The following is a 25,138-nucleotide window of genomic DNA, read 5'->3' on the forward strand; positions in this document are numbered from 1 at the left end:
GTTGAATATCGTTTAACCAGTTGTGACTTTAATGAAGAGAAGGTCTCTGGACTGATGAGCCTATAGTTGAGTGAGTTGTCTTAAGCACCGAGGGCAGAGCTTATCTTCGGTTAATGGTCGTTAACGAAGTATGCTCTCGCCCTAGAGTGGGACTAGGAATTTACTATATGTCTCCAACCGGTCAGGATTGACCTGTTTTACTCCCTAAAAACCAGTAAGATAGACCTATGCTTGAGAAAGTTAACAAGCACACAGGTTTCCAATCTCCAAGACCCACAAGCAAGTGTTTGCTGTGGGTTTTTTTTTATGGCGCAAAGCGAGGAGGTGATGATGGCATTTGAGCGGTTGGACTTATCGCAGTTGCCCATTCCTAAAGTATTAAAACCCTTAAACTTTGAGCAGCGTCTAGACGCATTAAAGCAAGCATTGCTGCAAAAGGATAGCGCACTCCAAGAGGTAGTAAACTTGGAAAGTGAACCGCTAACTAAATTGTTGGAAGTCATGGCATATCAAGGACTGACTCAGCAAAGCATGCTAAATGATGCGATAGAAGCGAACTTGCTCGCGAGTGCTTCAGGGAGTGATTTAGACGCAATCGCAGCGAGGTTTAATGTTGCAAGGCTTGGGAATGAGGATGATGAGCGTTTAAGAGCGAGAACGCAACTGGCGTTTGATGGACTGAATACCGCAGGGAGCGCGGCCTCTTATCGCTTTCATGCATTGTCGGTGAGTAATGAGATTTGCGATGTGCAAGTTCATAGTCCGAGGCCATGTGAAATAGAACTAACCGCCTTGAGTCGAATAGGGAAAGGTACACTAAGCGCGGAGCTGCTGAATAAATTACACGTCGCCTTTACCCCTGAATCGTCAACTCAGCCTGAAGTCTCTAAAGTGAGACCGCTTGGCGATAGAGTCACAATCAAGCAGCCACAGATATTGTCGTTTAACATTGCAGCGGAACTTGAGATTTTACCAGGCCCGTCGCCTGGGGTGATTGTGGACAGTGCCTCAGCCGCGCTTGACGCTTACTTAACAGAAAGGCGTCAGCTTGGTCGGCAGATCACGCGAGCGGGCATTAGCAATGCTCTGTTTTTATCCGGTGTTGAAAATATTAGGTTGGAGTCGCCAAGTGAAGACATTATACCTCTAGATATTGAGGTGGCGTATTGTCAGCAAATGGATTTGCGGGTAAAGGTGAGGGGGCAGGATGACTAAGCTTTTACCTCATAATGCGTCAACGCTGGAGCAGTGGTTAGCAGAGCTGCAAGCCAAGCCTCGAACTATCCGAGCAGGCTTATTAGCGGCCTTAAAACTTGAGCAGCGCAGCGATGATGAGCTAGTGGAAATTGCGCGTTATCTCTCGTTGACGGAGGTCGATTGTCTTGATTTACGCAGCGCACTTAAACGCTTATCAAGCAACAAGCTGCTGCCAATTATTTATTCTCAAGTGTTTTTCCCAAGAGATGCACTTGAGCGGCTAGCGATAAGTGTCGGACTAAGTGGGCTCTCCCTCAAGGATGATGAAGCACGAGCCCAATTGCGTGATGCTTGTGTACTGAACGATACACGGCTGCTCTTAACGAGTCTTTGGCAACCCGAGCTTTGCCCTGAGCCTTTACTGCCTTTTTTGGCGTGGAACTACTCAGTGGATGAGTGGGATGAACATTGGCCTGTGGCGATTAAACGCCAAGTCATTACGGATGCGTTCACGGTTCATCAGTGCAAGGGAACCCCATTTGCGCTACAAAAAGCGCTCGATAGTCTCAATATTGAAACCGAGATCAAGGAATGGTGGCAGCAGACCGATGGTTTGCCTGGTACTGTACAGATCTGGGCGCTTATTAATCAGAATTTGGACGACCGACAACAAGGACTGTTGACCTCCCAGATGCTCAAACGTATTCGCCGTGTGGTAAACGCAGTGAAACGCGGTGCTATCCATGTTGATTTACAATTGGGTATTGCGCTTAAAGAGCAAATTGGTGCGGCAGGTCTTGGCAAAGCGCCTTTGAGTCTGAGCAATACCCAAGTGTTGGGGTTAGGGGTAAAACCTGAGCAAGGCAAAGCCGCATTAGGGGCATGTGGTCATATAAATCACTATGGCTATCAAATGTTAAATACCGAAGGCACAGGCGTTTTACCAAATGAAACGCAGGTAAGTTTAGGTGTGCTTGCGGTTGCAAAACAGCTGAATGCACAAATGCATACCGGCCAAGGATTGGGCGTTCACCCTGATGAGTTAATGCAAGGAGTGGTACTCGCCAGTGGTATGCACCGACTTCAATATCAACATTATCATTTACAAGGAGCGACTTAATGTCTGCACTAACGCTGCAGTTTACCCATGCGGGACTTGATGCCCTGCTCAGCGCTCAAGCGCGAGGCTTTAAGGGGCAAATCAGCCATATGGCGTTTGGCGATGCTGCTTATACGCCATCACAAAATCAAACTGAGCTACGCAGCCTTAAAGAGCGTGTAGCGATTGCCGACAGCGACTATCAAGACGGTGAAAGTACGAGCCTTAAAATTGCAGGCAAATTCGACGCACCACTTGAATATGCTATCAGAGAAATTGGCGTTTATTTAGATAGCGGCGAAGTAGACGCAAGCGGTGAGCCGGAGCTGATTTTGCTGGGGGTTTATTCAAAAGCCAACACCACACTTGGCTACCGCACACCTGACGTCAAAGTACTACAGTGGTTAACGTTAAGTTTGGCACAACTGCCTAGTGAGAGTATCGAGGTAAAGCTGGGGGTCGACAATCTTAATCTGATTGTTGACAAAGAGCTGGCCGAAATGACGCTTACGCAGCTCGATACGATGCATCGGCAAATCAAGCAAGAATTTCGTTTGCAACAACAGGAAACAGCGCTAAGTGAGCTGAAACAATTGCTCACCAGTGAAGTGGCACGATTAGATACAACACATGCCGCTCGGCTAGATAATCGCGTAGCAGCATTCCATGGCTTATTTAACGCAGAACTTGCCAACGTGACGACGGTACAGCTAGACACCATGAACCGCCAAACCAATCAAGAAATTAGATTAACCAATCTTGAGCATCAATAAGGAAACACTATGTCAAATGACAATTTAACCATGACGGAGCGCCTGAGCCAGGTTGCCACACGTGCCAATGCACTGTGCCAAACTGTTGAAGATCAGGTTGGGATTATTCAAAGTACTTTATCGGAAACGGTGACGCATACTAAAAATGTAGTAGCGGGTGAAATTACGAGTATTAATAATCAATTAGAACAGGCCGAAGAACAGTTTAATCAATGGAAAGGTCAATATACTCAAGAAATTAACGGTTTGCCAGTTACTGTAAATGGTAGTGAAAAAAGCTTTTTCTATAGATCTTACTTGGACTCGGGCTCCTATGATGGAGATGCAACAGGGCCGGATTCTGATTTTCCAAGATGTGGTACACCTAAGCCTCCATATTACGTAAACATGCTAGAGTTTTCTGGCAATGGTGGCTTTGGTGGACAAGGCGACTATTTTAAGTTGGACTTCATTATGGCTCATAGGGGCATGTTCGCCTCACCTCACTATGCAGATCAAATTCAGTTTACGGGGACGTCATATCATGACTGTGTATCGGGTCAGCTTGAAATTAAAAAAGTATCTAGGAATGGTGCTCTGAAGTTGTTTATTTCAGAGCCAGATAACGAGGCTCAAGAAATTGAAATTTCTAAAGATTTGGAAGGGGCTACGATCCCAATCTATTTTAGAAAAATTGGTAAAGGGTACAGTGGGCTAGCTCGGATCACCATGAAAGTAGATACGCGTTATCATTGTGGAGCAACTAAGGCGGTTACTGTGAGTGGAAAGTACACATCAAGTAATGGTCAACCTTGTGCCGATCGGATTACTCATACACAACCAAGTTGGGAGAACTAAAAATGTTAGATCAAGTGAGCATTGAAGGAACTGAATTCGATGAATGGGAAACAACACGAGCTTTGCGTGATGCCTACCTCAGAGCTACGGATTGGATGGCATTAAAGTATCAAGAAATGGATGGTCAAGTACCTCAGTCTTTAAAAGACTATCGTCAGGCTTTGCGAGATTTACCTCAAAGTTTTGAATCTCCGGATCAGGTCGTTTGGCCGGTAAAACCTGAACTCTAAAATCTCTAACCTTCTTTCGGGCGTTTCGTCCATCTTCGGCTATTTAATCTAGCCAATTTATAATTTGAGAGCACAACTATGCATCGACAAACCTTGATAGCTAAGGTGTTGGCGTGCCTGAGTGCCGGTCTGTCTGAGCTTGCTCAAGTTGATTTACTCAAAGCAAGCCAGTCACAACCGGATTTAACAGAGCGTGCACAGCTTACCCTAATCCCAATCGCTGAGCGACAAGCCAGTGAACTGCAAGCGAAGGGCGCCGACAAAGGCGTGACTTATGGGCCTGCGTACAATAAAAACCTGAGCCCAAATGCACTCGACAGACGAGTAATGACGTTGCAGCTTGAACTGGCGCTTGAAGAGGCTGAACCCTCGGCGTTGATAGCGCGGTTGGATAACTTGGTCAGTGCCGCTGAGACTTCGATTATAAAGGACGAAACGCCCGTCCCTTGGCAACACTTTATTTGCGAAAAAAGCAGTTTTAGTTATAGCAACCAAGTCAATTCAATGCTCGCTAAGGCGACGCTAACTTGGCAGTTTTACTACCAAGTTGAGTACCCCGAGGAGTCCGGTGTTGAGGTGACAGAAGTGTACCTTGGCCCGCATGGTGGCGAGCATCGCTTAATTTACAAAGCCCCAGAAGAAGGACCGATAGCGTGATAGCCAATCAACATTTTTCAGACTTAGCCATGTCCGACTTACAGCAGCGTCTTACTAAGTTAATTAGCCTAGGAACGGTGCATGAAGTGGACTACGAAACGGCGACCGTCAAGGTCAAAATGGGTGATTGGATCACGGCAAAGTTACCTTGGCTAACGGCGCAAGCTGCTCATGATATGACTTGGCAAGCACCTGCAGTTGGTGAGCAAGTGATGGTGTTATCTCCCTGTGGAGATACTTCTCAGGGAGTCGTACTTGGCAGCTTGTATAGTCAAAAATTTGCGCCAAAACAATTGGGAGTAACGCCTGAAAATCGCCCTGATGTTCATAAGGTTCAATATCAAGATGGCAGCTCAATCACGTATGACCGAAAGAGCCATCGTTATCTGATTGATATTCAAGGAGCGGATGCCACTGTGGATGTGCTTTCTGCAGGGACGCTGAATATTACAACAGCCAAAGATATCCGAGTAGAAACACAAGCTAATGCGACCGTGTTGAGTGCAAAAGATGCAACTTTGAAATGTGATGGAAGTGCTTCTGTTCAAGCGGGGGGGGACGTCAGTGTTGAAGGAGCAAGTATTGCCTTAAATGGTGGCTCACCTTGTGTGACTACGGCACATGTATGTCATTTTACTGGCAGTCCACATGGTGACGGCTCATCTACAGTTACAGCGGGGAAGTGACATGGCATTAGATGCAAACGCATTAGAAAACATGATCAAAGCGGAGCTTGAAGCTGAGGGGTTTGTGTTGGCAGGTGCGCATGCAGGAGCTGGCAAACTGGCTACTGCGATTGCTAAAGCCGTAGTTGAACACATGACTCAGGCTGCGGAGGTTCCTGTATCAGGAGGCTCCAGCGCGGGAATTTACAAAGTGACTTAAGGAGTCGTCATGATAGGAATGAATGCTAAAACGGGCAAGCCGCTAGGTGGTGTTGAGCATCTAAAACAGAGTATTCGCGATATTGTGACCACACCACTTGGGAGCCGAGTGATGCGGCGCGATTATGGCTGCGGCTTATATGAGCTTGTAGATAGGCCTTTTTCTCACTCTTTGGTGGGGGATATCACTATGACCATCGCCAATGCACTTGAGAAGTGGGAGCCACGCTTTCAACTTGATGGTGTTGCAGTACACCCAGCAGGAGAGGGCAAGTTGTCTATCGAAATAAAAGGATTGTATTTAATCAACGGGGAGCCTGTCACCATCGAGGGTATCCAAATCTAAGTCATTTTTTATTCACCTTATCCGTTAGGTATAAGGTCAACAAACTCTAATCTATATGAAGTTATTAGGGCCATACAAGGCAGCTTGTATGGCCTTTTTTATTCTCTAACTGACATGTCTTTAAAGGAGATAACTATGTCAAAATTTCTACACGGTGTAGAAGTCATTGAGGCGCAATCCGGCACGCGTCCAATCAAAACAGTAAAAAGCTCAGTAATTGGTGTGATTGGTACCGCACCTAGTGCAGATCCAGAAAAGTTTCCACTTAACACACCTGTATTGGTTGCTGGTAAACGTGCTGAAGCTGCACCGTTGGGTACAGAAGGAACACTGCCTGCGGCAATGGACGGTATTTTTGACCAAGCTGGTGCGGTAGTTGTTGTGGTTCGTGTCGATGGTGCTGATGAAGCGGCAATCATGTCGAACATGGTTGGCGGTGTGGCAGCAGACGGTTCTTATGAAGGTGTACAAGCTTTTCTTGGTGCTGAGTCAGTACTTGGCGTAACACCACGTATTCTTGTAGCGCCAGGTTATGCGCATCAACGCCCTGAAGGTAATCGTAACCCAGTTATCACAGAACTTGTGAACGTGGCTGAGCGTCTTCGTGCGGTTATCATTGCAGATGGTCCAAATACAAACGATGAGGATGCAAAAACATATCGTGCTGACTTTGGTTCGCGCCGTGTGTTCGTTGTTGACCCTCATGTCAAAGTATTCCGCGATGGTAAAGCAGAAGTTGAACCTGCAAGTGCACGTGTTGCGGGCATGATTGCTAAGTCGGACAACGACCGAGGCTTTTGGTGGAGCCCAAGTAATACCAATATGAACGGTATTGTGGCAACTGCACGTCCTATCGACTTCCAGCTGGGCGATGCTAACGCACGTGCGAATATGCTGAACGAAAAAGAAGTGTCGACCATCATTCGTCAAAACGGCTTTAAGCTTTGGGGTAACCGTACTTGTTCTGACGACCCTAAATGGGCATTCCTGTCAGTGGTACGTACCGCAGATATGATCAACGACTCACTACTGCGTGCGCACATGTGGGCGGTTGACCGCAATATCACCAAAACTTACATCGAAGATGTTACGCAAAGTGTTCAGTCATACCTAGATAGCTTAAAAGCACAAGGTGCAATTCTTGGCGGTCAAATTTGGGCTGATGAAGAGTTAAACACACCGGCCAATATTCAAGCGGGTAAAGTGTATTTTAGCTTTGACTTCACGCCGCCAACACCGGCTGAGCACATCACCTTCAAGAGTATTCTAACTAACAACTACCTAGAGGAAATCGTATAATGGCAATCTCTCCAAAAATTCTTAAAAAATTCAAGCTGTTTGTAGACGGTAAAGGCTATCTAGGTATCGCTGATGAAATCCAGCTACCAAAAGTAACCGTAAAAACTCGCGAAGTGACGTCGGGTTTCCAAGCGCCGGTTGAGCTTGATGTTGGCCAACTTGAAAAGCTAGAAGGCACAATCACGTTACTTGAATACAACGCTGACATGATGAAGCTACTTGGCGATTGGAGCGGTGCAACAACGCCATTAACGGCTCGTGGTGCTATCCAAGCGCAAGGCGAAGCGCCAGTGCCCGTAGTGGTAACGCTTGAAGGCTTCTTCAAAGAAGTGGATATGGGCAGCTGGAAAGACGGCGAGGAAGCTAAGCTAACGCTGCAATATGCAATTCAGAAGTACAAACTACAGATCGGTCAAGATGTAATTTACGAAATTGACCTATACAACGACGTTCGTACCGTTAATGGTAAGGACCAAATGGCAGCACTTCGCGCAGCAATCGGAGCTTAATCCATGAAAGAAATCATTACCTTAGCATTCCCAATTACGGTCGATGGGCATGAGTATGCAGAACTGACAATGAGACGACCAAAAGTACGCGATCGGTTAATGGTGGATAGAGCGGATATCAGCGAGTCTGAAAGCGAAATTCGTTATTTCTCGCACTTATGCGAAGTTTCTCCAGATATCATCGAAGAGCTTGATTGGAGTGATTTTGTGAAGCTGCGAGAAACGCTACAAGCTTTTCTCGTGTCCCGCCAAAGCGCTTAAAAGCCATGGTTATCGCCCTGGCCAAATATACTGGCTGGGGCTTGGCCGAACTCAACGCGCTGACCGAAGACGAACTCATCGAGTGGTTTGAAGCAGCGCTTGATTACAAACAAGCGACAGAAGCGGGCTAAACCGATGACCGCAACCGCCCCTTAACCCTTTAAGGGGCACATTTCCATACTTTTAGACGCTTTAGCTTAGGCCTCAGCTTAAGCTAAAGCGTTTCACTTTTCTCTATTTTCCTCAGGTAACGCCATGACAAAACAAGGTAAACAGGTTCGTTCACGAGAGGCGAACAAAGTCAAAAATAAGTTGCCACAGGTAACTTCGCTTGCTAACCAAGTTGCACATTTAGGTAGTCTAGTTGCAAAGCTCAATGCCAATTCAGCGACTAGTGCGCAGATCCAGCAATTAATCTCCATCATGACTCAACTTAATGCCAGCGCGGTGTTAAGTCCACAGGCTTCATTCTCAGTACCTGAGTTTCAGGCACCTGCCACTGGTGAAAATGCTGTGCCTAGTAGCCAGCTGGTGCAGCAAGCTGAGCAAGTCATGTTGGCGTTGCCCGATTCTTTACAGCATGCGATAAGTGGCTTGTCTGAACGGGTTGCTGAACTAGATTTCAGCGCCGCAAGCCAAATCGTACAAGTTGAGTTGGCGGCATTAGCAGAACACGTTCCTTCACTTTTTAACGCAATTTCCGTTGCACCAGCCGTGACTGCGGCAACAAATGCATCGAAGCAAAGCCAATCTCTAACCGATGCTCAGCAGCAATTTTGCCTAGATGCAGCGTCATTGGGCCAAGCTTTGCCGGAATTTACAGCGAGTTTAGATTTGGCTGCTTTGCCAAAGCAGCTGCTCGAAACAGGCAGTTTGTTGAGCAATATTGAGTTTGCAGAGGTACTCAAAGGAGAGCTTGGTTCGTTAACAGAAGCTGCTCCTGCGTTATTAACTCAATTTGGCTTTGACGATGCGGCAAATGTGGTAACGCAGTTTGCGCCAGCTGTGAATCAATTGGATATTCCAGGACTTATTCAAGGCGATTTGCAAAGTTTGCAGCAGGCTTTGCCAAGCTTGCTAGAAGCCGTTGATCTTAAGGCATTGAACCAAACTCTCGCACAAGAAGTTCCGGCGCTGGCACAACTTGATTTAGCCGGGCTTGCTAATGGTGAGCTGGGGTCGTTGGCCGCAACGTTACCAAATTTACTCGAGGCGGCGGGACTTGATGATGCAGCAAACTCGGTATCTGCGGCTTTGCCAGCGCTACAACAATTGGACATAGGAGCAATTGCGGATGGTGATATCCAGTCGTTGCTACAAAGTGCTCCGGCATTATTAGATGCATTGGATATGCAAGGTGCGTCACAGGCTTTTGGTTCAGTTCTTCCTATCGCTGAAAAACTCGATTTTAAGGGTTTAATGGATGGTGAGCTGAGCAGCTTAGTGGATGCCGCACCAGAAGTACTTAGAGCATTTGAACTTGGCGATGCTGCGGATAAGCTACAAGCTGCGGTTCCTGGCTTAAAACAACTGAATCTCAAGCAAATTGCTAGCGGTGATGTATCGAGCCTTATGGCGGCAGGTCCTTCATTACTAAAGGCATTTGAGTTAGATGGTGCAGCAGGCGTACTCGAAGGCGCATTACCGGCATTAGAAAAACTGGATGTCGACGCGATTTTAGGGGGCGACATCAAGTCCCTTGTAAGCGCAGGGCCTGAACTGTTAAATGCATTTGGGCTAAACGATGCGGCAAGTGTACTAGAGCAACACGCTGATCTACTCTCCAATATTGATTTAAAAGGCGTTCTCAAGGGAGATCTATCTTCACTTACCAACAGCTTACCAGATTTATTTGGTGAGTTTGGATTAGACGGTATTAGCGATGATTTATCCGAGTCGTTTGCTGAGTTAGAAGGTGATGTTGAGAAGAAGAAATCTACGCGTAAAAAAGGACGCAAGAAGCGAGGCAGAAAGCGTAACAAGCGAGCTAGGTCTTCTAATCTAGCGGATAAACAAGAAACGTCGGCGGATCGCGAGCACAAGCCGCGCAAAATCAACAAACGAAGCGCCAATAAACCCGCTTTGAAACTGTTAGACGGCGGGAAAGCCCCTAGCGTAAAAACACAGTTAGATAATCAAGCATCGCAACTAAAGTCCAAAGCAAAAGCCAAAAAAGTCAAAATGATGGCTGCTGCAAATGATGCTAGTTATCAAAAGCTTGGTAGTTTCTCTCCAGCTAAAGGTGGCAAACTTGGTCAGTTATTCAAGGGGTCTAAAAAGTTACTTGGGCGTGCGGCTGCACCGCTTAGCGTGGCGTTAGGGGCATTCGATGCATTCACGGCATTAACTGATGACACATTAACGAAGAAAGAAAAAACCACTCAGGTTGGAGCGGCTGCGGGTGGCGCAGGCGGCGCACTCGCGGGCGCCGCAGCAGGCGCGGCAATTGGCTCGGTTGTTCCTGTGGTTGGCACAGCAATTGGTGGCTTAGTCGGTGGTGCACTCGGCGCGATGGGCGGTGAGTCAATAGGAGGTTGGTTTGGTGACAAACTTGGTGGTTGGTTCTCTGACGATGCTCAGGACTCAGCTTCAGGTACCTCGAGCCCTTCGGTGACAGAGCGCTTGCTCGATAGCGCAACGAGTTTTGCCACCATGGGGCCGCTGGGCTTAATTAGCGACACCCTCGGCGGTTGGTTATCAAAAGGCGATGAAAACGTTGCGCAAACGGACAACAAAACGGCTGCGATTAGTACGCCTCAAAGTGGTGAAGCAACTAAAAACAATGCGCTCGATTTTGTTAAAAATAATGTCATTAATGAGCTGAATTTGGCCACCGGCACGGCTGCTGCGTTTGCTGCTAATCAAGGGATGACTACCAGCAAAATACACGGCGTCAGCAAGGCGGGTGATTTGGCAGGTAGAGCGCTAAACGCACACACAGTATGGGAAACGCTCAATAATGATGGGCTTTCTGTTAAAGAAAAAGCGGCTGGCATTGGTAGCACGCTGGGCGGTATGTTTTCTGCTGATGCGGTATCTGGTGCACTGTCAAAAAGCAAAAATCCCTATGTGAGAATGGCGGCCCCTATGGCGGGTTACCTTACCAACAACATGGTTGGTGATGCCATTAAAGGTTGGTTTAGCGAGGACAAAACATCAGCTACCAATGAGGCTAAAGCACCGGATCTAAATAGTTTAAATCAACTGAATGTGAGTGCGAATAAAGCATCTGAATATTCATCGGCGCCGCAACCGGGCGTTGCATCGGTAACGGTGAACGCCAATATTACTGTCAATGCAAAAGATGGCCAACAGGCTTATGAAGTTGCGCAGCAAGTGAAGCAAATGTTGGATCAGCAGCAGCAACAAGCAGAGCAAGAGCTTAGTGCTCGATATTACAATCAAGTGGCATAACGATAGAGGACTAAATGAGCAAAGTTAATCATGCTAAACATATGATGCAACTGGGAGACTACAAGTTTTCAGTAAGCACCGCAGCGTTTAATAAGCTCCAGTACGATTCTCAATATCGCTGGGAAGCCCACAAATCTCAGACTGATAAGGACTCTCCGCCGATGCAATTTATTGGCGTAGGAGAGCAAACCTTAAACATTGAAGGGGTGATCTTCCCGCAAATTGTGGATAACGGCTTGAAGCAGTTAGACATGATGAGAGATGAAGCCGCCAAAGGGGAGCCGATGACGCTTGGCTATGTTGAAGAAAGTGGGAAATCTAGTCCAAGCGTAGGGCGCGTGATGGGTAAGTGGGTCATCAAACGGATAAGTGAAACGCGGACCTTATTTTTTAATGATGGGATCCCACGAGAAATCCAATTTTCAATGGAGCTCAGCCGCTATTAAGCGCGCTGGGTGCTAAGGAGTCGTTATGAGCAAAGGGGTAACTTATATTACGCGAGATGGCGATTGTCTCGATCTCATCTGTTTTAAGCACTATGGCCGCAGTAGTGGCATGGTAGAAAAGGTGCTAGAAGCCAATCATGGCTTGGCAGAGCTTGGGCCAATTTATTCGGAGCAGATCAGTATTTTTCTTCCCGAAATCGCAAAACCTACTGTGTCTAAAGTGATCAATATTTGGGATTAATATGGACTTACAACCGCATTATTCTATTAAAGCAAATGGCAATGAGGTATCAAAAACACTGAAGAACCGCTTGGCTGAGCTCAGTGTTACAACACGCACGGGACTGGCGAGTGATACCTGCTATGTACGATTTGACAATTTAGCTGACGCGCCTATTGCCTTACCCGCACCAACGGATCAACTAGAAATTGCGATGGGATATAAAGAAGGCACCAAAGATCAGAGTGCTCCTTCAACCAAATTAGGTATTTTCGAAGTGGGCGCTTATGAGTTGACTGGCCCCAATCGCTCGTTGACATTTTATGGTAATAAAGTGCTGTGGGATCAAGATTTTAAAGCGTTAAAAATACGCTCATGGCCAGAGCAGGGGAAGGATGAGCCGCTGATGCTGGACAAACTTATTCAAGACATTGCTGGTGAGTATGGGCTACAGGCAAAAATAGGCGATGCTTTTCAGGGCCGAGAAATACCGCACATTGAGCAAAGTGAAAGCGATATGCAATTGCTAAGCAAGCTTGCTGTGCAGTTTGATGCAATCATGAAGATTGCGGATGACAAGCTTATATTTATGGCTAAAGGCACCGGAAAGTCGTTAACTGGCAAAGCTTTACCTAGCGCGACGGTAAGTAAAAAGCAGCTGGTTTCATGGCAGCTTAATGCTAACCACAACAAGTTAGTTAAAGGGGTGCAGGCGTATTTTTACGATAAAGCGTTAGCGCAAAAAACATTGGTAAGTGTCGGTGGCGGTTCACCTAATACTACACTCTCTTACGTTTATCCTAATGAAGCCGAAGCACAAACCGCGGCGAAGGCCATGTTACAGCGTTTACATCGAGCGCATACCAGTGTGCAGCTTTGTGTGGTTGGCGACCCTAATTTATTAGCAGGTGGCGTGATAACTATCGAAGAGGTTGATGATAACCTCAACGGCGACTGGTTTGTCTGTGAGGTCAAACATGTAATTAATCACGCCGGATTTAAAAGCTATTTAGTATGCGAAGCATTAGGTTAAGTTAAATCCCACACTTTTTATATTAGGCGTCAGCGATTATCGCGTTGAGCGCTTCCTTCCTTAATTTTTTCCTTTCTCCCTGTGTCCCGCACAGGGTGTACTTCTATCTCATCCATCATAGGTGAGATATACCCTTTCTCCATGTGGGCCATCCTCATTTTGAGGCTCTGGCCTCTTTCCTACCTGTAATTTGATGTAATGGTGTAAGTCAGAAATAGCTTCTACACTGCAGTAATGCTTCATGAATTGAACCACTGCAAAAAGGATTACAACATGTCACATCACTGCAATCAAAATCCCATTGTTTCAGCTGCGATATACCCACCCATTGGAGTAATGCGGGTTGGTAACAGCCCAGATGAATTTTTTATTGGTCCTGAGGTCGATACCGCCATTCCAAGAGATATGAATTACTATCGCGATAGCACGGGGGCGTTGAAGCGCCAAGCCGCGCGTTTTCGTATTTATGGATTGGACGCCGAGGGCAACATCGTTAAAGAGCTCACTTGCGACGACGGTGCTTCTATCATTTGGCATGCTCGCTTGGCTAATCAAAAAGCATCTTGGTATGAGTTTCAATTAGCGTTGGATATTCCAGAGGCGGCTGAAGCCGAGCCGAGTTTACTACGCAACCTCAATGTAAACGACCGTAACAGCTTGCTCATTGATGGTGGGGCGCAGCAGATCAGTGGTATTGCTTCTGGGTGCGGTTGTAGTCGCTTTGAAGGATGTTTTGCCGGTAAAAAAGTGTACTTAGGCGAAATGCGTACCGATGATAAGGGCCGCTTACTGATGCTTGGTGGGCACGGGGTGTCAGAAAATCCTCAAGGCCACGAAGCGATCACGTTCGGTAATAATGAAGGCTGGTACGACGATACTTCGGACGGCCCGGTAACTGCTGAGGTGAAATATCAAGGCAAAGCACTAGATGTGAAATCTGCATGGGTTATTTGTGCACCACCAGATTACGCACCAATGCAAAAATCTCCGCGAACCATGTGGGATTTAATGCGTCAGGTTGCAGTTGATGCCAAGATGCTACCAGCACCTGAAGGTAAACCTTCCTTTAGTAAAGACATTCTGCCAATTTTCCAAAGGTTAACCGATTTACAATGGGTTAATGCGGGATTTGCCGCAGGGTTTGGCTGGAATAGCCCCTTTGATTTTACTTCAGAGACTTGGATCAGCCGTTTAAATGACAACTCACGCACATGGCAAGAAGCAAGACGTAATCTCTTTAATAACTTTAGACAAATAGAAAAAGTCACCACAGCGGATGAAAAACATAGTTGGAACCCTAAATTTGCCGCTACCGCTCCGCAGTTGTGGCCTTGGTTGTACGGCGATGCGATGAGTGTAGATGCCGATGACTCGCCAAGGCAGTTTGTCACCCTGACAGAAATTCAGTTGAATATGTTACAGCAGTGGTCGAATGGCGAATTTGATTCTGATTATGACCCTTGTTATCGCCCCCCAACCAGCATTGATGAAATACCGGTTGCTGAGCAGCCTGATATGTTAACCAAGGCGGCGATGGAGTTCTGTTTAGCGGATGCTTTCCACCCTGGATGTGAAATGACTTGGCCAATGCGTACAGCAGGCATGTATAGCGAAGCTTTCCGCCTTAAGCACTCAGAGGATACTGCACCGACCCACGGCACCAATTATGGCGTGGAAATGACATCAGAAATCGCGCTGCATTCGAGCGGCCCGTTAAAAACGGGGCAGGTTGCTGGTGGCATTACGCGTTGGATGGCCATTCCCTGGCAAACAGACACCGCGAGTTGTCGCGATGGCTACAATGAAGCGTACGACCCTTATTTACCGACCTTTTGGCCTGCACGAGTGCCAAATAATATGCTTAGCGAGCAAAATTATCACCGAGTAGTCGATGAAACAAAGCCATTTGCAGAGCGACAAGCAGCATTTAATGACCGGGAGCTGTGGCTAAACGATTTGCCGATAGGCCCTTCAACCAACTATATCGAGCAGATCAACAGTATGATCACTGGGTTTGGTCAATTGGCGGTGGTATTACCGAAAACAGAAAAAGGCGTAACTGGTTTTCCAACCACCATGCAAGTAGGATTAACACCAGCCAAAGCGGAAAAACTGCTGGCTGCGGATAATAACGAAAGCATGCGAGATTGTCGTCCTGATTTGTCACAAACCGACAAAGCACATCGTCGGAATCGCAAATAATAAGGGCTAATATGGCTGAAAGGAAATCGGATATCGTCATTGTAGGTGCAGGCATTGCAGGATGCATTGCTGCACTTGCTTTGCATCCTCACTATCAGGTGATAGTAGTCGATAAGCTCGCCGCAGCCAAAGAAAAAGTGGGCGAGTGTTTACCGCCAGCGGCGTCTAGAATTCTCAAAAAGCTTAATTTGTTGCACTTACTACAAAGCCCGGAACATCTCACTTGTCACGGTATGATTTCGTTTTGGGGTAGTGAATCGCCTACCATAGTGGATAACGTTAAAAACCCCGATGGTTTGGGGTGGCACATTCATCGGCAGCATTTTGAACAGCAGCTTCGTGATCAATTAGTGCTTCGTGGTATCCCTTTGTTATCTTCTACAAAGCTCACTGATGTGGTGCAAACACAATCAGGGTGGCAAGTTAGGGTTGAAGGCTGCGACATTGACATGTCTATCACGACAACACTGCTTATTGATGCCACCGGTCGCGCCTGTCATCTGGCGAGGCGACTCGGTGCAAAACTACAACAGTTTGATAAGCAAATGGCACTGTGGCTTACCGCAGAGGTTGCCACGACGAAACAGTTTGCGGTGATAAGCGATGAAGAAAATGGCTGGTGGTATAGTGCGCCGAGCGCGGCATGCTCTTCACTCGACTCCAATATGCAGCCTCGGGTGTTTTCTTGGCAGGCTTGCGCTGATGCGATCAAAAAGTGCAACATCACCAACGCTCGAGATTTTTTAGCCAAAGTAAAGCAGGTGAGGGGATTTAACACCTTAGTGGACTTGGTGAATATAGAAACAGCACACCTGCATCCTATGGTGAGTGCAAATTCGGCCCGATTGGATAGTTGCGCAGCAAAAGGTTGGTATGCGGTGGGTGATGCGAGCATGAGCTTTGATCCGCTCTCTTCGCAGGGAATGTTGCATGCCATGACCAGCAGCATGCAACTTGCGGATATGCTGCTGTTGCACGGTGTGGATTACAAGCATGGCGCAGCACTATATCAATCGCAAATGGATAGAGTGTGGATGCGTTACCTTGAACACCGGCAGCACTTTTATGAGGGATCAAAGTTGATCAGTTAACACGTATTATTACTATGTTTTGGTGCTAAAAAAGTAGCAGGTAATAATAATTGAGCTACTGTTTAAATACGTGTTAATAAGCCTCGCAAGGCTTAGGGAAGCAAAATGTCTATCCAGCAAAACAACATAGAAGAAACCTTGTTTTTCAGCCAGTTACTAAAGCAAACCTCAGCAATAGAATTATTAAAACAAGTACTTATGCATTCTCATCATGCGGTGGTTGTCACCGATGCAGATAGGGAAAATGGCTACCGCATCGTCTACGCTAATAAAAATTTTTGCAAACATACCGGTTATGATCTCGCGGAACTTATAGGTAGTTCTCCTGCGATTTTACAAGGTCCTAAAAGCAATAAAAACGTCATTGCTAAATTAAGTGATGCCCTTGAACGCGACGGCTTTTTCTACGGCTCCTCAATCAACTATCGTAAAGATGGCAGTATGTATCCGGTAGAGTGGAATATATCGGCTATTCGAAATGAGCAAGGGGAGGTGACACATTATATTTCCATGCAAAAAGACTTAACTAATCTGCGCCGACTCGCTGAGCAAATCCAAGAGTCAACGGAGGTTTTTAAGAAGTTTTACTTTAAAATCTCGCATAATCAGGAATTTGTAGGGCCGGAGGCCCGCCGACAAAGAGACAAAAGAAAAGCATCGTCAGAAGCAATAGAATTGTTCGATGAAACCCTCGAAGAGCTGAAGAAAAATGAAAAAATACTTAATGGCAATTTGCGCTCAGAAGAAGCGAATGACTTATTTGATGATGCTTTTTTTGATATGGGTCCAGACGACCTTGGAGCGTTTTCAAGTAAATTGCAAAAAGAGCCTGAATCCGCAAGCGAGTTTTGGCTTGAGTGTCCAATAGAGCTCGATGATGTAGCTTGTCTACTCGAAGCGATGGATGAAGTGGATGCTGAAGTTGGGCTTGTCCAAGCAAATGGCTATTCGCAGCAACGTATTGAACTTATCGTTAAATTGTATAAAGAACTGGCCAATAGCTTATATTTTTGTGTTGAGTTTAACGATGGCGCGTTATTAATTGATGAGGTTGCAGAATGTTTAACGGCACATTTGCATGATAAAGATATTCCTGTCGAAATGCTGGTAATGTTTAATAAAGATTTGTTTGTTTGGATTAAAGAAGTGTTTGAATCGAAAGAATGCGACAACATCTATAGTGGTGAAACCAATACCATTGCCGCTGGTCGTCAGTTGATTGCGATGCTTAAAATGTCTGAATAAATGTCGTCTAGAGGTGGCAGTGAACACTCACGTACTTACTGCCATCAGTGGAAGCTGAATATGAGCAATTGCACCTTGCGCATCTTTACGATTGGTTAAGCTCAGTTTTCCGTTATGTTGTTCAACTATGTTTTTAGCTAAGATGAGCCCAATCCCTTTACCCGCTGCTTTAGTGGTGTAAAAAGGTACAAATAGGTTGTCGGCGTTCTTTATGCCATGACCTTCATCGAGTACTTCAATACCTGCGAATTTATGAGTGTGATACGCTTTAACGTAAACAGCATTGCGCTCCCCCCCAGCTTCTAAGGCATTTTTAATCAAGTTTACAAGCGCTTGCTCAAGTAGGCTTTGATCAATTTGCAGTGTAAAGTCCTGTTCAATGGTTAACCTCAAGCGATTGTCGAAAAGCCCTGCGAGCGGCGTTAGTAAGTCACATATGGATATCGTTTCTATATCAAGTTGATGTTGTTTTGCAACGCTTGCATAGCGATTAACAAATGACATCAGGCCATCGCTGCGCTGCACAATTACGCCAAGCGCTTGTTCAAAATCGGCTTGATTCTCTTGCGTGGTAGGAATTTCTATCAAGGTTTGAGCCACTGACTTAATTGGCGAGAGGGAATTATGAATTTCGTGGCTGAGCACTCTGATCATTTTTTGCCAAGCGTCGCGCTGAGCTTGACTGACAACTGCTTGCACATCGGTTAGGATCACCAAGTGCGCCTGCATGCCTGCAATGGTAAGCTCGCTATAGCGAAGCTGCCACTCATCACCTAAGGTGGAGTGGTTAAAGCGCCAATGTCCACTATGATACTCAAGGCTAAACTTATGCGCTTTTAATAAACGCTGGCTTTGCCATGGTTTGCCAATCCAATTTGAGAAAGCTTCATTGGCATGCACCAATGCAGTATTGTTATCGAAAATTGCGATGGGACTGGGCAGTTGTTCAATGAGTCTAAACAGTAATATGGCTTGGTGGTCTCGCTCTGATTTGAATGATTGCAGCTGCTGACATAATTGCTGTGTTTCTTGCTGCAAACTGTGAAGAATTCCCGTGCTGTCAGAGGTGTAAAAGCGCTGCCCATACTCTTCGTTTTTAATCGCTTCTATCGTGGTTGATAGGTGATAAAAAGGTTGTATCAGGCGCTGTTTAAAATGATACAACAGCAGTGCGAGCGGACAAAGGACAAGGAAAAAGTAGGTGATAACACTGAGTGTTGAGACCTCAAGGGTGACCATAAAAAAAGCGCTGAGTACGGCGAACAGCAACCAAATAATCAGACAAACAATCTCGATAGTCTGTTCAAAGTTAGGCTTTTTCATAGGTAAGCTCATCGCGTTTTGATATCGAATTTATCAAGGCGACGATATAGCGCACTTTTACTGATCCCAAGTAAAACCGCAGCATCTTCCACATTATCATGGCATTGGCACAGCGCCATTTTAATCAACTTTTGCTCGGCTTGATCTAGCGTCATCATTTCAGGCTCGCTCTGCTCTGTGGTTGCTACAGATTTAAAAGAAAGCGCGCTTTGTTCAATTTCAGTGCCATCACACAGCAAAATCGCACGTTCCATCATATGGCTAAGTTCACGGATATTACCTGGGAATGCGTAACTTTGTAGTCTTGTTTGCGCTGCGTGAGACAAGGGTTTTACGTCTAATCCATAGGCCATTGCGTGCTTTTGAATAAAAAAGTCGGCCAGCGGAATTATCTCAGTGCGACGCAAGCGCAATGGTGGGATCTCAAACTCCATTGTATTTAGTCTGAAATATAGATCACTACGAAATTGACCTGCTTGTTGTTGCGATTCTAAATCTGCATTAGTTGCGCTAATAATTCTACAGCTTGCATGCTGCGTTTTGCTTGAGCCAACGGCTTCATATTCCCCTGTTTCTAATACTCGTAGTAGCTTCGCTTGTTGAGGCTCTGTGAGTGTGCCAACCTCATCCAAAAATAAAGTTCCTTGCTCAGCCATTGAGAAACGACCTTGTCTATCCTGTTTAGCGTCAGTAAACGCACCTTTCACATGGCCAAACATTTCACTTTCAAACAATGACTCTGGAATGGCAGCCATATTGGTGCTCACAAAGTTGCCTTTGATGTTGCTTTGCTGGTGGATATAGTTGGCAATCTGTGATTTTCCTGTCCCATTTTCCCCTCTAAGCAATATATTCGCTTTGGTTTTTGCAATACGGTCAAGTTGGCTTTTTAGTGTTTGCATCGTGGGGCTTAACCAGAGGAACGCTTCAGCTGGCTCTACATTTGACGCTATTTTAGCTATGGTTTGTTGGGAAGAAGCAGGTTGTTGTTTTGCAGCGATTTGCTTTAGCCCTAAATGCTTTTTCACCATCGTTACCACAGCGTGGTTGTCCCAAGGCTTGGCAAAAAAGTCTTTGGCGCCGCACTGCATGGCTTCGACGGCGAGTTCGACGCTAGACCAAGCGGTCATCGCAATAAATGTTGCGCTACTTTGGCTTGCATATTGACTCAAAAAAGAGAGGCCTTCATCGCCGGATGTTGTATCGAATTCATAGTTCATGTCTAGCAGTACAATATCAATGTCGTTCGCATTGAGCTGCTTAGCGGCACAATCAAGACTACTACTTTGGAAAATGGTAAAACCGTGGTTTTTTAGTAAAAACTGTAAGCTAAGGCGGATATCGGCCTTGTCATCAACAATTAAAATTGAACCTTGCATAGTGTGTTGTAGGCAAAGTGAGATTAAACGCCACGCTTTGCCTACGCATTCCTGTTGTTATTATTAACTTATTCGTTTCTTAGCGCTTTAATGGGATCTTGGCTTATCACTCTTTGCACTGGTAAATAGCTTGCGATGAGCGCGATCAGCAGCATGATAGGGATTGTCACGATAACGGCGAACCAGCTCACGGAAATAGTATCTGTGCTTATCTTTGTCAAAATTCCATACCCGATTGCAATGGCTAATGCACTCACTCCAAGGCCAATCATTACAGGTGTTAGACTTTGCTTGAGCACTTGTGATATCAGTTTGTGTGTATGTGCACCCAATGACAAGTGAATACCAAGCTCATAGCGACGCATTTGTACACTGTAGTTGAGCACGCCGTAGATCCCAGCACCAGCTAGGCTTAAGGTAAGGGCTAATAGGGCAACAGTCAACATTGCTTGCAGCCAAGTTTGTCTTAACCTCTGGGTGAGCATGTCATCTACAGACTCAAAGAAAGCAAAGGTTAGACTCGGATGAATGGCCTTGAGAGCATGAGTTAATTGGACTTTTGACAGCTCCGCATTCCCCTTGATAATAAAAGATGTGCTGCCTTCAGTGACAGGCAAGTAATAGCGCTCTAAGGTATAGCCTCGGTTGCCCGTAGGCACGTAAATATCACTTACAACCCCAACCACTTTTCTTGGCTCTTCTCTGTCTGCATAAAGGGTTTGACCGATTGGATTTTCATCTTTGTACAAACGCTTAGCAAGTGAGGCCGAGAGAATTATTTCATTGTTGTCTGAGCCTGATGCCATGATCGGTGTAAATCGGCTTCCTTGCTCAAGTGGCAGTGAAAGCGCAGTGAAACCGTCTTCGTCGTAAAAGGACAAACTGACGATACCGATCAGCGCAATATTTTGATCATACAAATAGTTTTGCCACCCCATTTGTAGCGGTGAAGTGTAACTTGCTGAGACCGATGCGATGCTTGCTTGATTGGCTAAAAGCTGTTTGATTTGTTTGCCAAGCTCAAAGTTATCGATTTCTGTGGCACTGCCATCAATACGGACATAGTACAAATGCTCAGTATCAAACCCTGTGGGATGAGTCATTTGCGCGTATGCGGGAATTAATTTGTTGGCTGCAAGAAAGAGTAAAATACTGGCAAAGCACACTTGTAATGCCACCAACACTTGACGAGTACGCTTGGAAATTTGCGCGCCAGTGCCTTTACCGCTGCTGTGTAGCGCATCTGTCAGTGCATGATAGTTTACTTGTTTACTGGTAAACCAGGCGATGAGAAGCGATATTATCAGACTCAGTGCACAAGCAACCACTATGGTCGGCCAGTCCAGAGTTAAGCTCTGCATGCGACTAAATAAATAGCTCAAGTCGTTTGCTAACCAAACATTCAACCACTCGGCAAGCAATAATCCGAGTATAGTGGCTGCGCCCACTAACAGCACGCTTTCACAAAACATACTGACAAAAATGTGAGTAGGCTTTGCCCCCAGTGCCGCTTGAATTGCTATGGTGCGCTGTTTTTGCGCAGCTCTTGAGAGAAATAAATTAACCACATTAGTCAGGGCAATGAGCACCAAAACTGCAGCTGAGAATAATAAGGTAATTGCTAGTTCATCACTTCGTGCAACGATTTTGTCGCGCAGTTGTGTAAACTTAGCGCCAATTCGCGTGTCGGGCGCTACGTTCTCACGGGATTGGTAAAGCGTGTTAATTTGCTCGCCCAGCGCATGATTCATCTGCTCTATGTTTACACCCGCTTTAAGCCGAGCGATGCCGTTAAATTCACTGCTGATACTATTCCAATGCGAGGTAGTGGTGACAGGCTCCGGAAAGCTACTAAAACCGCTAACGGGGAAGCCACCAAAGATTTCAGGCACTTCAAACGCTTCTCCCGTAACTCCGATAATTTGATAGCGCTCACGATTGATGCTCGTGTAGCTACCAACGACATCTGGGTTGGCATTAAAATGCGTTATCCAAGACTGGTAACTCAGTACCAAGACTTTTTGTTCGTCGCTGACACCTTCATCTTTTTTTAGCGCGCGACCAAGGTGCAATGGAGTACCCAACAACTCAAAGAATTCGGGAGTCACTCGAATAATGTCTACCGTGGGCATATCCTTAATGTCCATAAAACGAGATGATACCAAGTGCATCATCGCCATTTTGTCGATAAATTGCTTATCTTGATATAGTCGAAACTGGGTGGAGAGCAGTTGGAATCCATATTGGGTTTCTCCATTAATGGTTTCGCTTTGATCGGTCACCCATAGTCTATCTGCATCAGGATAGGGAAGCGGTTGCGTGATCAATCTATGGTTGATATTAATCACTACCGTTAGCGCTGCTAAGGTTAATGCTAGGGTGATAAGTACGGTAAGACTAAATCCCGGAAGCTTCCTAAGGTTTGACAGTGCGAGCTTAAATTCCTCTTTTATCATCCCACCATCTCCAAATTCATTTCATCTACCATCACCCCATCTAACAAGAATAGTTTACGTTTTGCCATGTCTGCATATCTAGGGTCGTGAGTAACCATACACATGGTTGTGCCTTGGGCGTTTAGGTCGCTCAGCATTTTCATTACGGCATCGCCATTTTTTGAGTCCAAGTTTCCTGTAGGTTCATCAATAAGCAAAATATCTGGCTGATTGGCGAGTGCACGGGCAATGGCGATACGTTGTTGCTGCCCGCCAGAAAGTTGATTGGGCTTATGTTCTGCTCTATGGGTCATTTGTACTAACTCTAAGCAAGTCATTACCCGTTCTTTTAACGCAGTATTTGAGAGTGCAGTGCTACTGTACTTGATAGGTAAGGCGATATTGTCAAAGACGTTCAACTCATCGATAAGGTTAAATGACTGAAATACAAAACCAATATGTTTATTTCTTAGTGTGGCTCTTTGGTTGACGTCAAGGTTACTGACATCGTTACCCGCAATTGTGTAGGTACCGGTACTTGGGCTGTCTAATAAACCAAGAATGTTTAAAAGTGTTGACTTGCCGCAGCCCGATGGACCTGAAATTGACAGATATTCGCCTTGAGTCACATTCAGGTTCACGCCACGCAGTGCCAGTGTTTCCATTCCGCCGAGGACAAACTTTTTAGTGATGTTTTTAAGTTCAATAACATGTTTATTATTCATTGTTCTTCCTTTGGTTTGTTATTTGCTCAAAGTCACTACGGGTGTATCGGCATAAGATGCCATATCCGACAAAATAAACTGCTGATTTGTCGAAGCGCCACTGAGCAGCTGAATGTGCTGTGACGTTTCTGCGCCATAGTGTACTTGAATTGCATGGGCTTGTTGTTTTTCTTTATCAACAAGATATAAGGTTGCTTGACTATACGGTTTTGCACCGACGGGTTTATCGATGAACAGCGCAGAACTCAATTTGTCGATAGAGACTTTCCCCTCAATATTTAGCTCGGGACGAGCACTCGCGGGCAGACTTTTGGGCAGTGTCACCTCAACTTCAATATTGCCATTTTGTACCATTGGATTAATGCGCGACACTTGGCCTTCAATTAAGTCGTTACGAGTATTGATGCTCACCTGCTGAGCCAACTTTATTTGCTGAGCATAGGCTTGTGGGATCTGCAGTTGCGCATATAAATCTGTGGTGCTACCAACCAACACCAATTGAGTGCCAAGAGACACGCTTTGTCCAAGCTCCACATGAAGTTGCTGCAAGACCCCTTTGATCCCAGCCCGTACCGTGAGCTTATTTACCCTATCTTGTACCAATAAAAATGCTTCATTACTGGCATCAATATTCGACTGCGCAAGCTGTAGATTGGCTTTGTGTAAGGTCTGTAATTGCGCTATTCGCTGCTGCTCTATATTAATGCGGCGTTTCAACTGCCGATGGGTAAGTACCGCGCGTTGGTAGTCGAGTTTAGAAACAACTCCATCTTCAACCAATTCTCCTTGAGCGGTAACCTCCAGCTCGGCACTTTCTAACTCAGATCTCAGAATTTCTAAATCCGCTTGATGAGACAGCAATTCTCTTTGTTGATTGATATCGAGCTGTAGATATTGGTCTTGCGATTGCGCCAAACTGCGTTTGGCATCTTTTAAAGATTGGGCCAAATTTGCATCTTGTAACCTCATGATGATGCTGTCGGGGTTAACTTGTGCACCTGGGCGCAGCAAAATTTCTTCAACCGTGGCATCGCTTGCGGCACTTATCAAACGCGGCGTTCTCGATTTAAGCTGACCATATCCAGATACACTGACCTCTAAATCCCCTTGCTGGACCTCCGTAATCCATGTTTTTGCCATAGGCAAAGATGCCTGCGCTGAGGGTTGTATTAGCAGCCATATAATAACTACGGCGAAAACAGTTCCGCCAATAGCCCACAACCAGTTAATCTTGTTGCGCTTTTTATGTTCGACTTGTATATCCATGTTGATATCTCTGGTGGAATAAAGGTTGTTATTACTCAGTAGATAACAAGTCGCATGCCAAAGTTTAATTTACTGAAATTATTGTACTTTTTTATTTTTTTCTTGCCGGAGGAGGAAGTGTTTTTGCGGTTTCGAAAATAAAAATTGTGGTTTTGGGATGAGTTAGCACAGCATTTTTGTTGAATTTATGTAATTTTTTGTTGCAGTTTGGTGTGTGGTCTGGTTTTATTTGGCATAGAAAAAGATGTAAGGATAACTACTAATTAT

At 45.7% G+C, this 25,138-nt stretch carries 24 protein-coding genes; 19 read left to right on the plus strand and 5 right to left on the minus strand.

Going from position 1 to position 25,138, the window contains the following annotated elements; translation table 11 throughout:
• The first annotated feature begins 306 nt into the window (after positions 1-306).
• The 19 genes from CWC03_RS13175 (at position 307) to CWC03_RS13265 (ending at position 17,743) form a co-directional block, all read left to right on the plus strand.
• Positions 307-1,215 carry a baseplate assembly protein gene (locus CWC03_RS13175; protein ID WP_249314039.1) on the plus strand — a complete coding sequence of 303 codons (909 nt, stop codon included), beginning with the start codon at positions 307-309 and terminating at the stop codon, positions 1,213-1,215.
• On the plus strand, positions 1,208-2,317 hold the full coding sequence (locus CWC03_RS13180; protein ID WP_138582295.1) for a phage tail protein I: 1,110 nt from the start codon (positions 1,208-1,210) through the stop codon (positions 2,315-2,317). The genes CWC03_RS13175 and CWC03_RS13180 overlap by 8 nt, the downstream gene beginning before the upstream one ends.
• A complete protein-coding gene (locus CWC03_RS13185) occupies positions 2,317-3,069 on the plus strand; it encodes a phage tail-collar fiber domain-containing protein (RefSeq protein ID WP_138582296.1) in 753 nt (250 codons plus the stop codon). The genes CWC03_RS13180 and CWC03_RS13185 overlap by 1 nt, the downstream gene beginning before the upstream one ends.
• A gap of 9 nt (positions 3,070-3,078) precedes the next feature.
• Positions 3,079-3,906, plus strand: coding sequence for a hypothetical protein (locus CWC03_RS13190; RefSeq protein WP_138582297.1), 828 nt, complete (start codon positions 3,079-3,081; stop codon positions 3,904-3,906).
• 2 nt (positions 3,907-3,908) lie between these two features.
• Entirely contained in the window at positions 3,909-4,136 is a 228-nt protein-coding gene (locus CWC03_RS13195) for a phage tail assembly chaperone (RefSeq protein ID WP_138582298.1), read from the plus strand.
• 78 nt (positions 4,137-4,214) lie between these two features.
• Positions 4,215-4,793, plus strand: coding sequence for a hypothetical protein (locus CWC03_RS13200; RefSeq protein WP_138582299.1), 579 nt, complete (start codon positions 4,215-4,217; stop codon positions 4,791-4,793).
• Entirely contained in the window at positions 4,790-5,479 is a 690-nt protein-coding gene (locus CWC03_RS13205) for a phage baseplate assembly protein V (protein WP_138582300.1), read from the plus strand. Before CWC03_RS13200 ends, CWC03_RS13205 begins: the two co-directional genes overlap by 4 nt.
• Position 5,480: 1 nt before the next feature.
• Positions 5,481-5,678 carry a hypothetical protein gene (locus CWC03_RS13210; RefSeq protein WP_017218946.1) on the plus strand — a complete coding sequence of 66 codons (198 nt, stop codon included), beginning with the start codon at positions 5,481-5,483 and terminating at the stop codon, positions 5,676-5,678.
• A 9-nt stretch (positions 5,679-5,687) separates the two neighbouring features.
• On the plus strand, positions 5,688-6,023 hold the full coding sequence (locus CWC03_RS13215; RefSeq protein ID WP_017218947.1) for a GPW/gp25 family protein: 336 nt from the start codon (positions 5,688-5,690) through the stop codon (positions 6,021-6,023).
• 135 nt (positions 6,024-6,158) lie between these two features.
• Complete coding sequence (locus tag CWC03_RS13220; RefSeq protein WP_128728006.1) at positions 6,159-7,322, plus strand: phage tail sheath subtilisin-like domain-containing protein; 1,164 nt, start codon at positions 6,159-6,161, stop codon at positions 7,320-7,322.
• Complete coding sequence (locus tag CWC03_RS13225; RefSeq protein WP_010378397.1) at positions 7,322-7,831, plus strand: phage major tail tube protein; 510 nt, start codon at positions 7,322-7,324, stop codon at positions 7,829-7,831. Before CWC03_RS13220 ends, CWC03_RS13225 begins: the two co-directional genes overlap by 1 nt.
• A 3-nt stretch (positions 7,832-7,834) precedes the next feature.
• Complete coding sequence (locus tag CWC03_RS13230; protein WP_010378399.1) at positions 7,835-8,092, plus strand: phage tail assembly protein; 258 nt, start codon at positions 7,835-7,837, stop codon at positions 8,090-8,092.
• A gap of 255 nt (positions 8,093-8,347) precedes the next feature.
• On the plus strand, positions 8,348-11,506 hold the full coding sequence (locus CWC03_RS13235) for a phage tail protein (RefSeq protein WP_138582301.1): 3,159 nt from the start codon (positions 8,348-8,350) through the stop codon (positions 11,504-11,506).
• Positions 11,507-11,520: 14 nt separating this feature from the next.
• Complete coding sequence (locus CWC03_RS13240; protein ID WP_010378403.1) at positions 11,521-11,952, plus strand: phage tail protein; 432 nt, start codon at positions 11,521-11,523, stop codon at positions 11,950-11,952.
• A 25-nt stretch (positions 11,953-11,977) separates the two neighbouring features.
• Positions 11,978-12,193 (plus strand): tail protein X, encoded by a 216-nt coding sequence (locus CWC03_RS13245; protein ID WP_010378405.1) that lies wholly within the window; start codon positions 11,978-11,980, stop codon positions 12,191-12,193.
• A 1-nt stretch (position 12,194) separates the two neighbouring features.
• Positions 12,195-13,205 carry a phage late control D family protein gene (locus tag CWC03_RS13250; RefSeq protein ID WP_138582302.1) on the plus strand — a complete coding sequence of 337 codons (1,011 nt, stop codon included), beginning with the start codon at positions 12,195-12,197 and terminating at the stop codon, positions 13,203-13,205.
• A gap of 273 nt (positions 13,206-13,478) precedes the next feature.
• A complete protein-coding gene (locus CWC03_RS13255) occupies positions 13,479-15,407 on the plus strand; it encodes a LodA/GoxA family CTQ-dependent oxidase (RefSeq protein WP_138582303.1) in 1,929 nt (642 codons plus the stop codon).
• Between the two features lie 11 nt (positions 15,408-15,418).
• A complete protein-coding gene (locus tag CWC03_RS13260; RefSeq protein ID WP_138582304.1) occupies positions 15,419-16,498 on the plus strand; it encodes an NAD(P)/FAD-dependent oxidoreductase in 1,080 nt (359 codons plus the stop codon).
• Positions 16,499-16,603: 105 nt separating this feature from the next.
• Complete coding sequence (locus tag CWC03_RS13265; RefSeq protein WP_138582305.1) at positions 16,604-17,743, plus strand: PAS domain-containing protein; 1,140 nt, start codon at positions 16,604-16,606, stop codon at positions 17,741-17,743.
• Positions 17,744-17,770: 27 nt separating this feature from the next.
• Here CWC03_RS13265 and CWC03_RS13270 read toward each other — a convergent pair whose 3' ends face one another.
• The 5 genes from CWC03_RS13270 to CWC03_RS13290 all read right to left on the minus strand — a co-directional run bounded on the left by CWC03_RS13270 (position 17,771) and on the right by CWC03_RS13290 (position 24,871).
• Positions 17,771-19,066: a sensor histidine kinase gene (locus CWC03_RS13270; protein ID WP_249314040.1), complete on the minus strand. Its 1,296-nt coding sequence runs from the start codon at positions 19,064-19,066 to the stop codon at positions 17,771-17,773.
• Positions 19,067-19,074: 8 nt separating this feature from the next.
• Positions 19,075-20,445: a sigma-54-dependent transcriptional regulator gene (locus CWC03_RS13275; protein WP_138582307.1), complete on the minus strand. Its 1,371-nt coding sequence runs from the start codon at positions 20,443-20,445 to the stop codon at positions 19,075-19,077.
• Between the two features lie 68 nt (positions 20,446-20,513).
• Complete coding sequence (locus CWC03_RS13280) at positions 20,514-22,901, minus strand: FtsX-like permease family protein (RefSeq protein WP_138582308.1); 2,388 nt, start codon at positions 22,899-22,901, stop codon at positions 20,514-20,516.
• Positions 22,898-23,605, minus strand: coding sequence for an ABC transporter ATP-binding protein (locus tag CWC03_RS13285; RefSeq protein ID WP_045988646.1), 708 nt, complete (start codon positions 23,603-23,605; stop codon positions 22,898-22,900). Before CWC03_RS13285 ends, CWC03_RS13280 begins: the two co-directional genes overlap by 4 nt.
• A gap of 18 nt (positions 23,606-23,623) precedes the next feature.
• Entirely contained in the window at positions 23,624-24,871 is a 1,248-nt protein-coding gene (locus tag CWC03_RS13290) for an efflux RND transporter periplasmic adaptor subunit (protein WP_138582309.1), read from the minus strand.
• Between the last annotated feature and the right edge of the window lie 267 nt (positions 24,872-25,138).

Origin of the sequence: Pseudoalteromonas sp. S2755 (assembly GCF_005886535.1) — a bacterium.
GTDB lineage: Bacteria > Pseudomonadota > Gammaproteobacteria > Enterobacterales > Alteromonadaceae > Pseudoalteromonas.

What these genes read in the sequence shown, in the direction of transcription:
- CWC03_RS13175 (WP_249314039.1), top strand. Translation starts at nt 307, where the DNA reads ATGGCGCAAAGCGAGGAGGTGATGATGGCATTTGAGCGGTTGGACTTA.
- CWC03_RS13180 (WP_138582295.1), top strand. Translation starts at nt 1,208, where the DNA reads ATGACTAAGCTTTTACCTCATAATGCGTCAACGCTGGAGCAGTGGTTA.
- CWC03_RS13185 (WP_138582296.1), top strand. Translation starts at nt 2,317, where the DNA reads ATGTCTGCACTAACGCTGCAGTTTACCCATGCGGGACTTGATGCCCTG.
- CWC03_RS13190 (WP_138582297.1), top strand. Translation starts at nt 3,079, where the DNA reads ATGTCAAATGACAATTTAACCATGACGGAGCGCCTGAGCCAGGTTGCC.
- CWC03_RS13195 (WP_138582298.1), top strand. Translation starts at nt 3,909, where the DNA reads ATGTTAGATCAAGTGAGCATTGAAGGAACTGAATTCGATGAATGGGAA.
- CWC03_RS13200 (WP_138582299.1), top strand. Translation starts at nt 4,215, where the DNA reads ATGCATCGACAAACCTTGATAGCTAAGGTGTTGGCGTGCCTGAGTGCC.
- CWC03_RS13210 (WP_017218946.1), top strand. Translation starts at nt 5,481, where the DNA reads ATGGCATTAGATGCAAACGCATTAGAAAACATGATCAAAGCGGAGCTT.
- CWC03_RS13215 (WP_017218947.1), top strand. Translation starts at nt 5,688, where the DNA reads ATGATAGGAATGAATGCTAAAACGGGCAAGCCGCTAGGTGGTGTTGAG.
- CWC03_RS13220 (WP_128728006.1), top strand. Translation starts at nt 6,159, where the DNA reads ATGTCAAAATTTCTACACGGTGTAGAAGTCATTGAGGCGCAATCCGGC.
- CWC03_RS13225 (WP_010378397.1), top strand. Translation starts at nt 7,322, where the DNA reads ATGGCAATCTCTCCAAAAATTCTTAAAAAATTCAAGCTGTTTGTAGAC.
- CWC03_RS13230 (WP_010378399.1), top strand. Translation starts at nt 7,835, where the DNA reads ATGAAAGAAATCATTACCTTAGCATTCCCAATTACGGTCGATGGGCAT.
- CWC03_RS13235 (WP_138582301.1), top strand. Translation starts at nt 8,348, where the DNA reads ATGACAAAACAAGGTAAACAGGTTCGTTCACGAGAGGCGAACAAAGTC.
- CWC03_RS13240 (WP_010378403.1), top strand. Translation starts at nt 11,521, where the DNA reads ATGAGCAAAGTTAATCATGCTAAACATATGATGCAACTGGGAGACTAC.
- CWC03_RS13245 (WP_010378405.1), top strand. Translation starts at nt 11,978, where the DNA reads ATGAGCAAAGGGGTAACTTATATTACGCGAGATGGCGATTGTCTCGAT.
- CWC03_RS13250 (WP_138582302.1), top strand. Translation starts at nt 12,195, where the DNA reads ATGGACTTACAACCGCATTATTCTATTAAAGCAAATGGCAATGAGGTA.
- CWC03_RS13255 (WP_138582303.1), top strand. Translation starts at nt 13,479, where the DNA reads ATGTCACATCACTGCAATCAAAATCCCATTGTTTCAGCTGCGATATAC.
- CWC03_RS13260 (WP_138582304.1), top strand. Translation starts at nt 15,419, where the DNA reads ATGGCTGAAAGGAAATCGGATATCGTCATTGTAGGTGCAGGCATTGCA.
- CWC03_RS13265 (WP_138582305.1), top strand. Translation starts at nt 16,604, where the DNA reads ATGTCTATCCAGCAAAACAACATAGAAGAAACCTTGTTTTTCAGCCAG.
- CWC03_RS13270 (WP_249314040.1), bottom strand. Translation starts at nt 19,066, where the DNA reads ATGAAAAAGCCTAACTTTGAACAGACTATCGAGATTGTTTGTCTGATT.
- CWC03_RS13275 (WP_138582307.1), bottom strand. Translation starts at nt 20,445, where the DNA reads ATGCAAGGTTCAATTTTAATTGTTGATGACAAGGCCGATATCCGCCTT.
- CWC03_RS13280 (WP_138582308.1), bottom strand. Translation starts at nt 22,901, where the DNA reads ATGATAAAAGAGGAATTTAAGCTCGCACTGTCAAACCTTAGGAAGCTT.
- CWC03_RS13285 (WP_045988646.1), bottom strand. Translation starts at nt 23,605, where the DNA reads ATGAATAATAAACATGTTATTGAACTTAAAAACATCACTAAAAAGTTT.
- CWC03_RS13290 (WP_138582309.1), bottom strand. Translation starts at nt 24,871, where the DNA reads ATGGATATACAAGTCGAACATAAAAAGCGCAACAAGATTAACTGGTTG.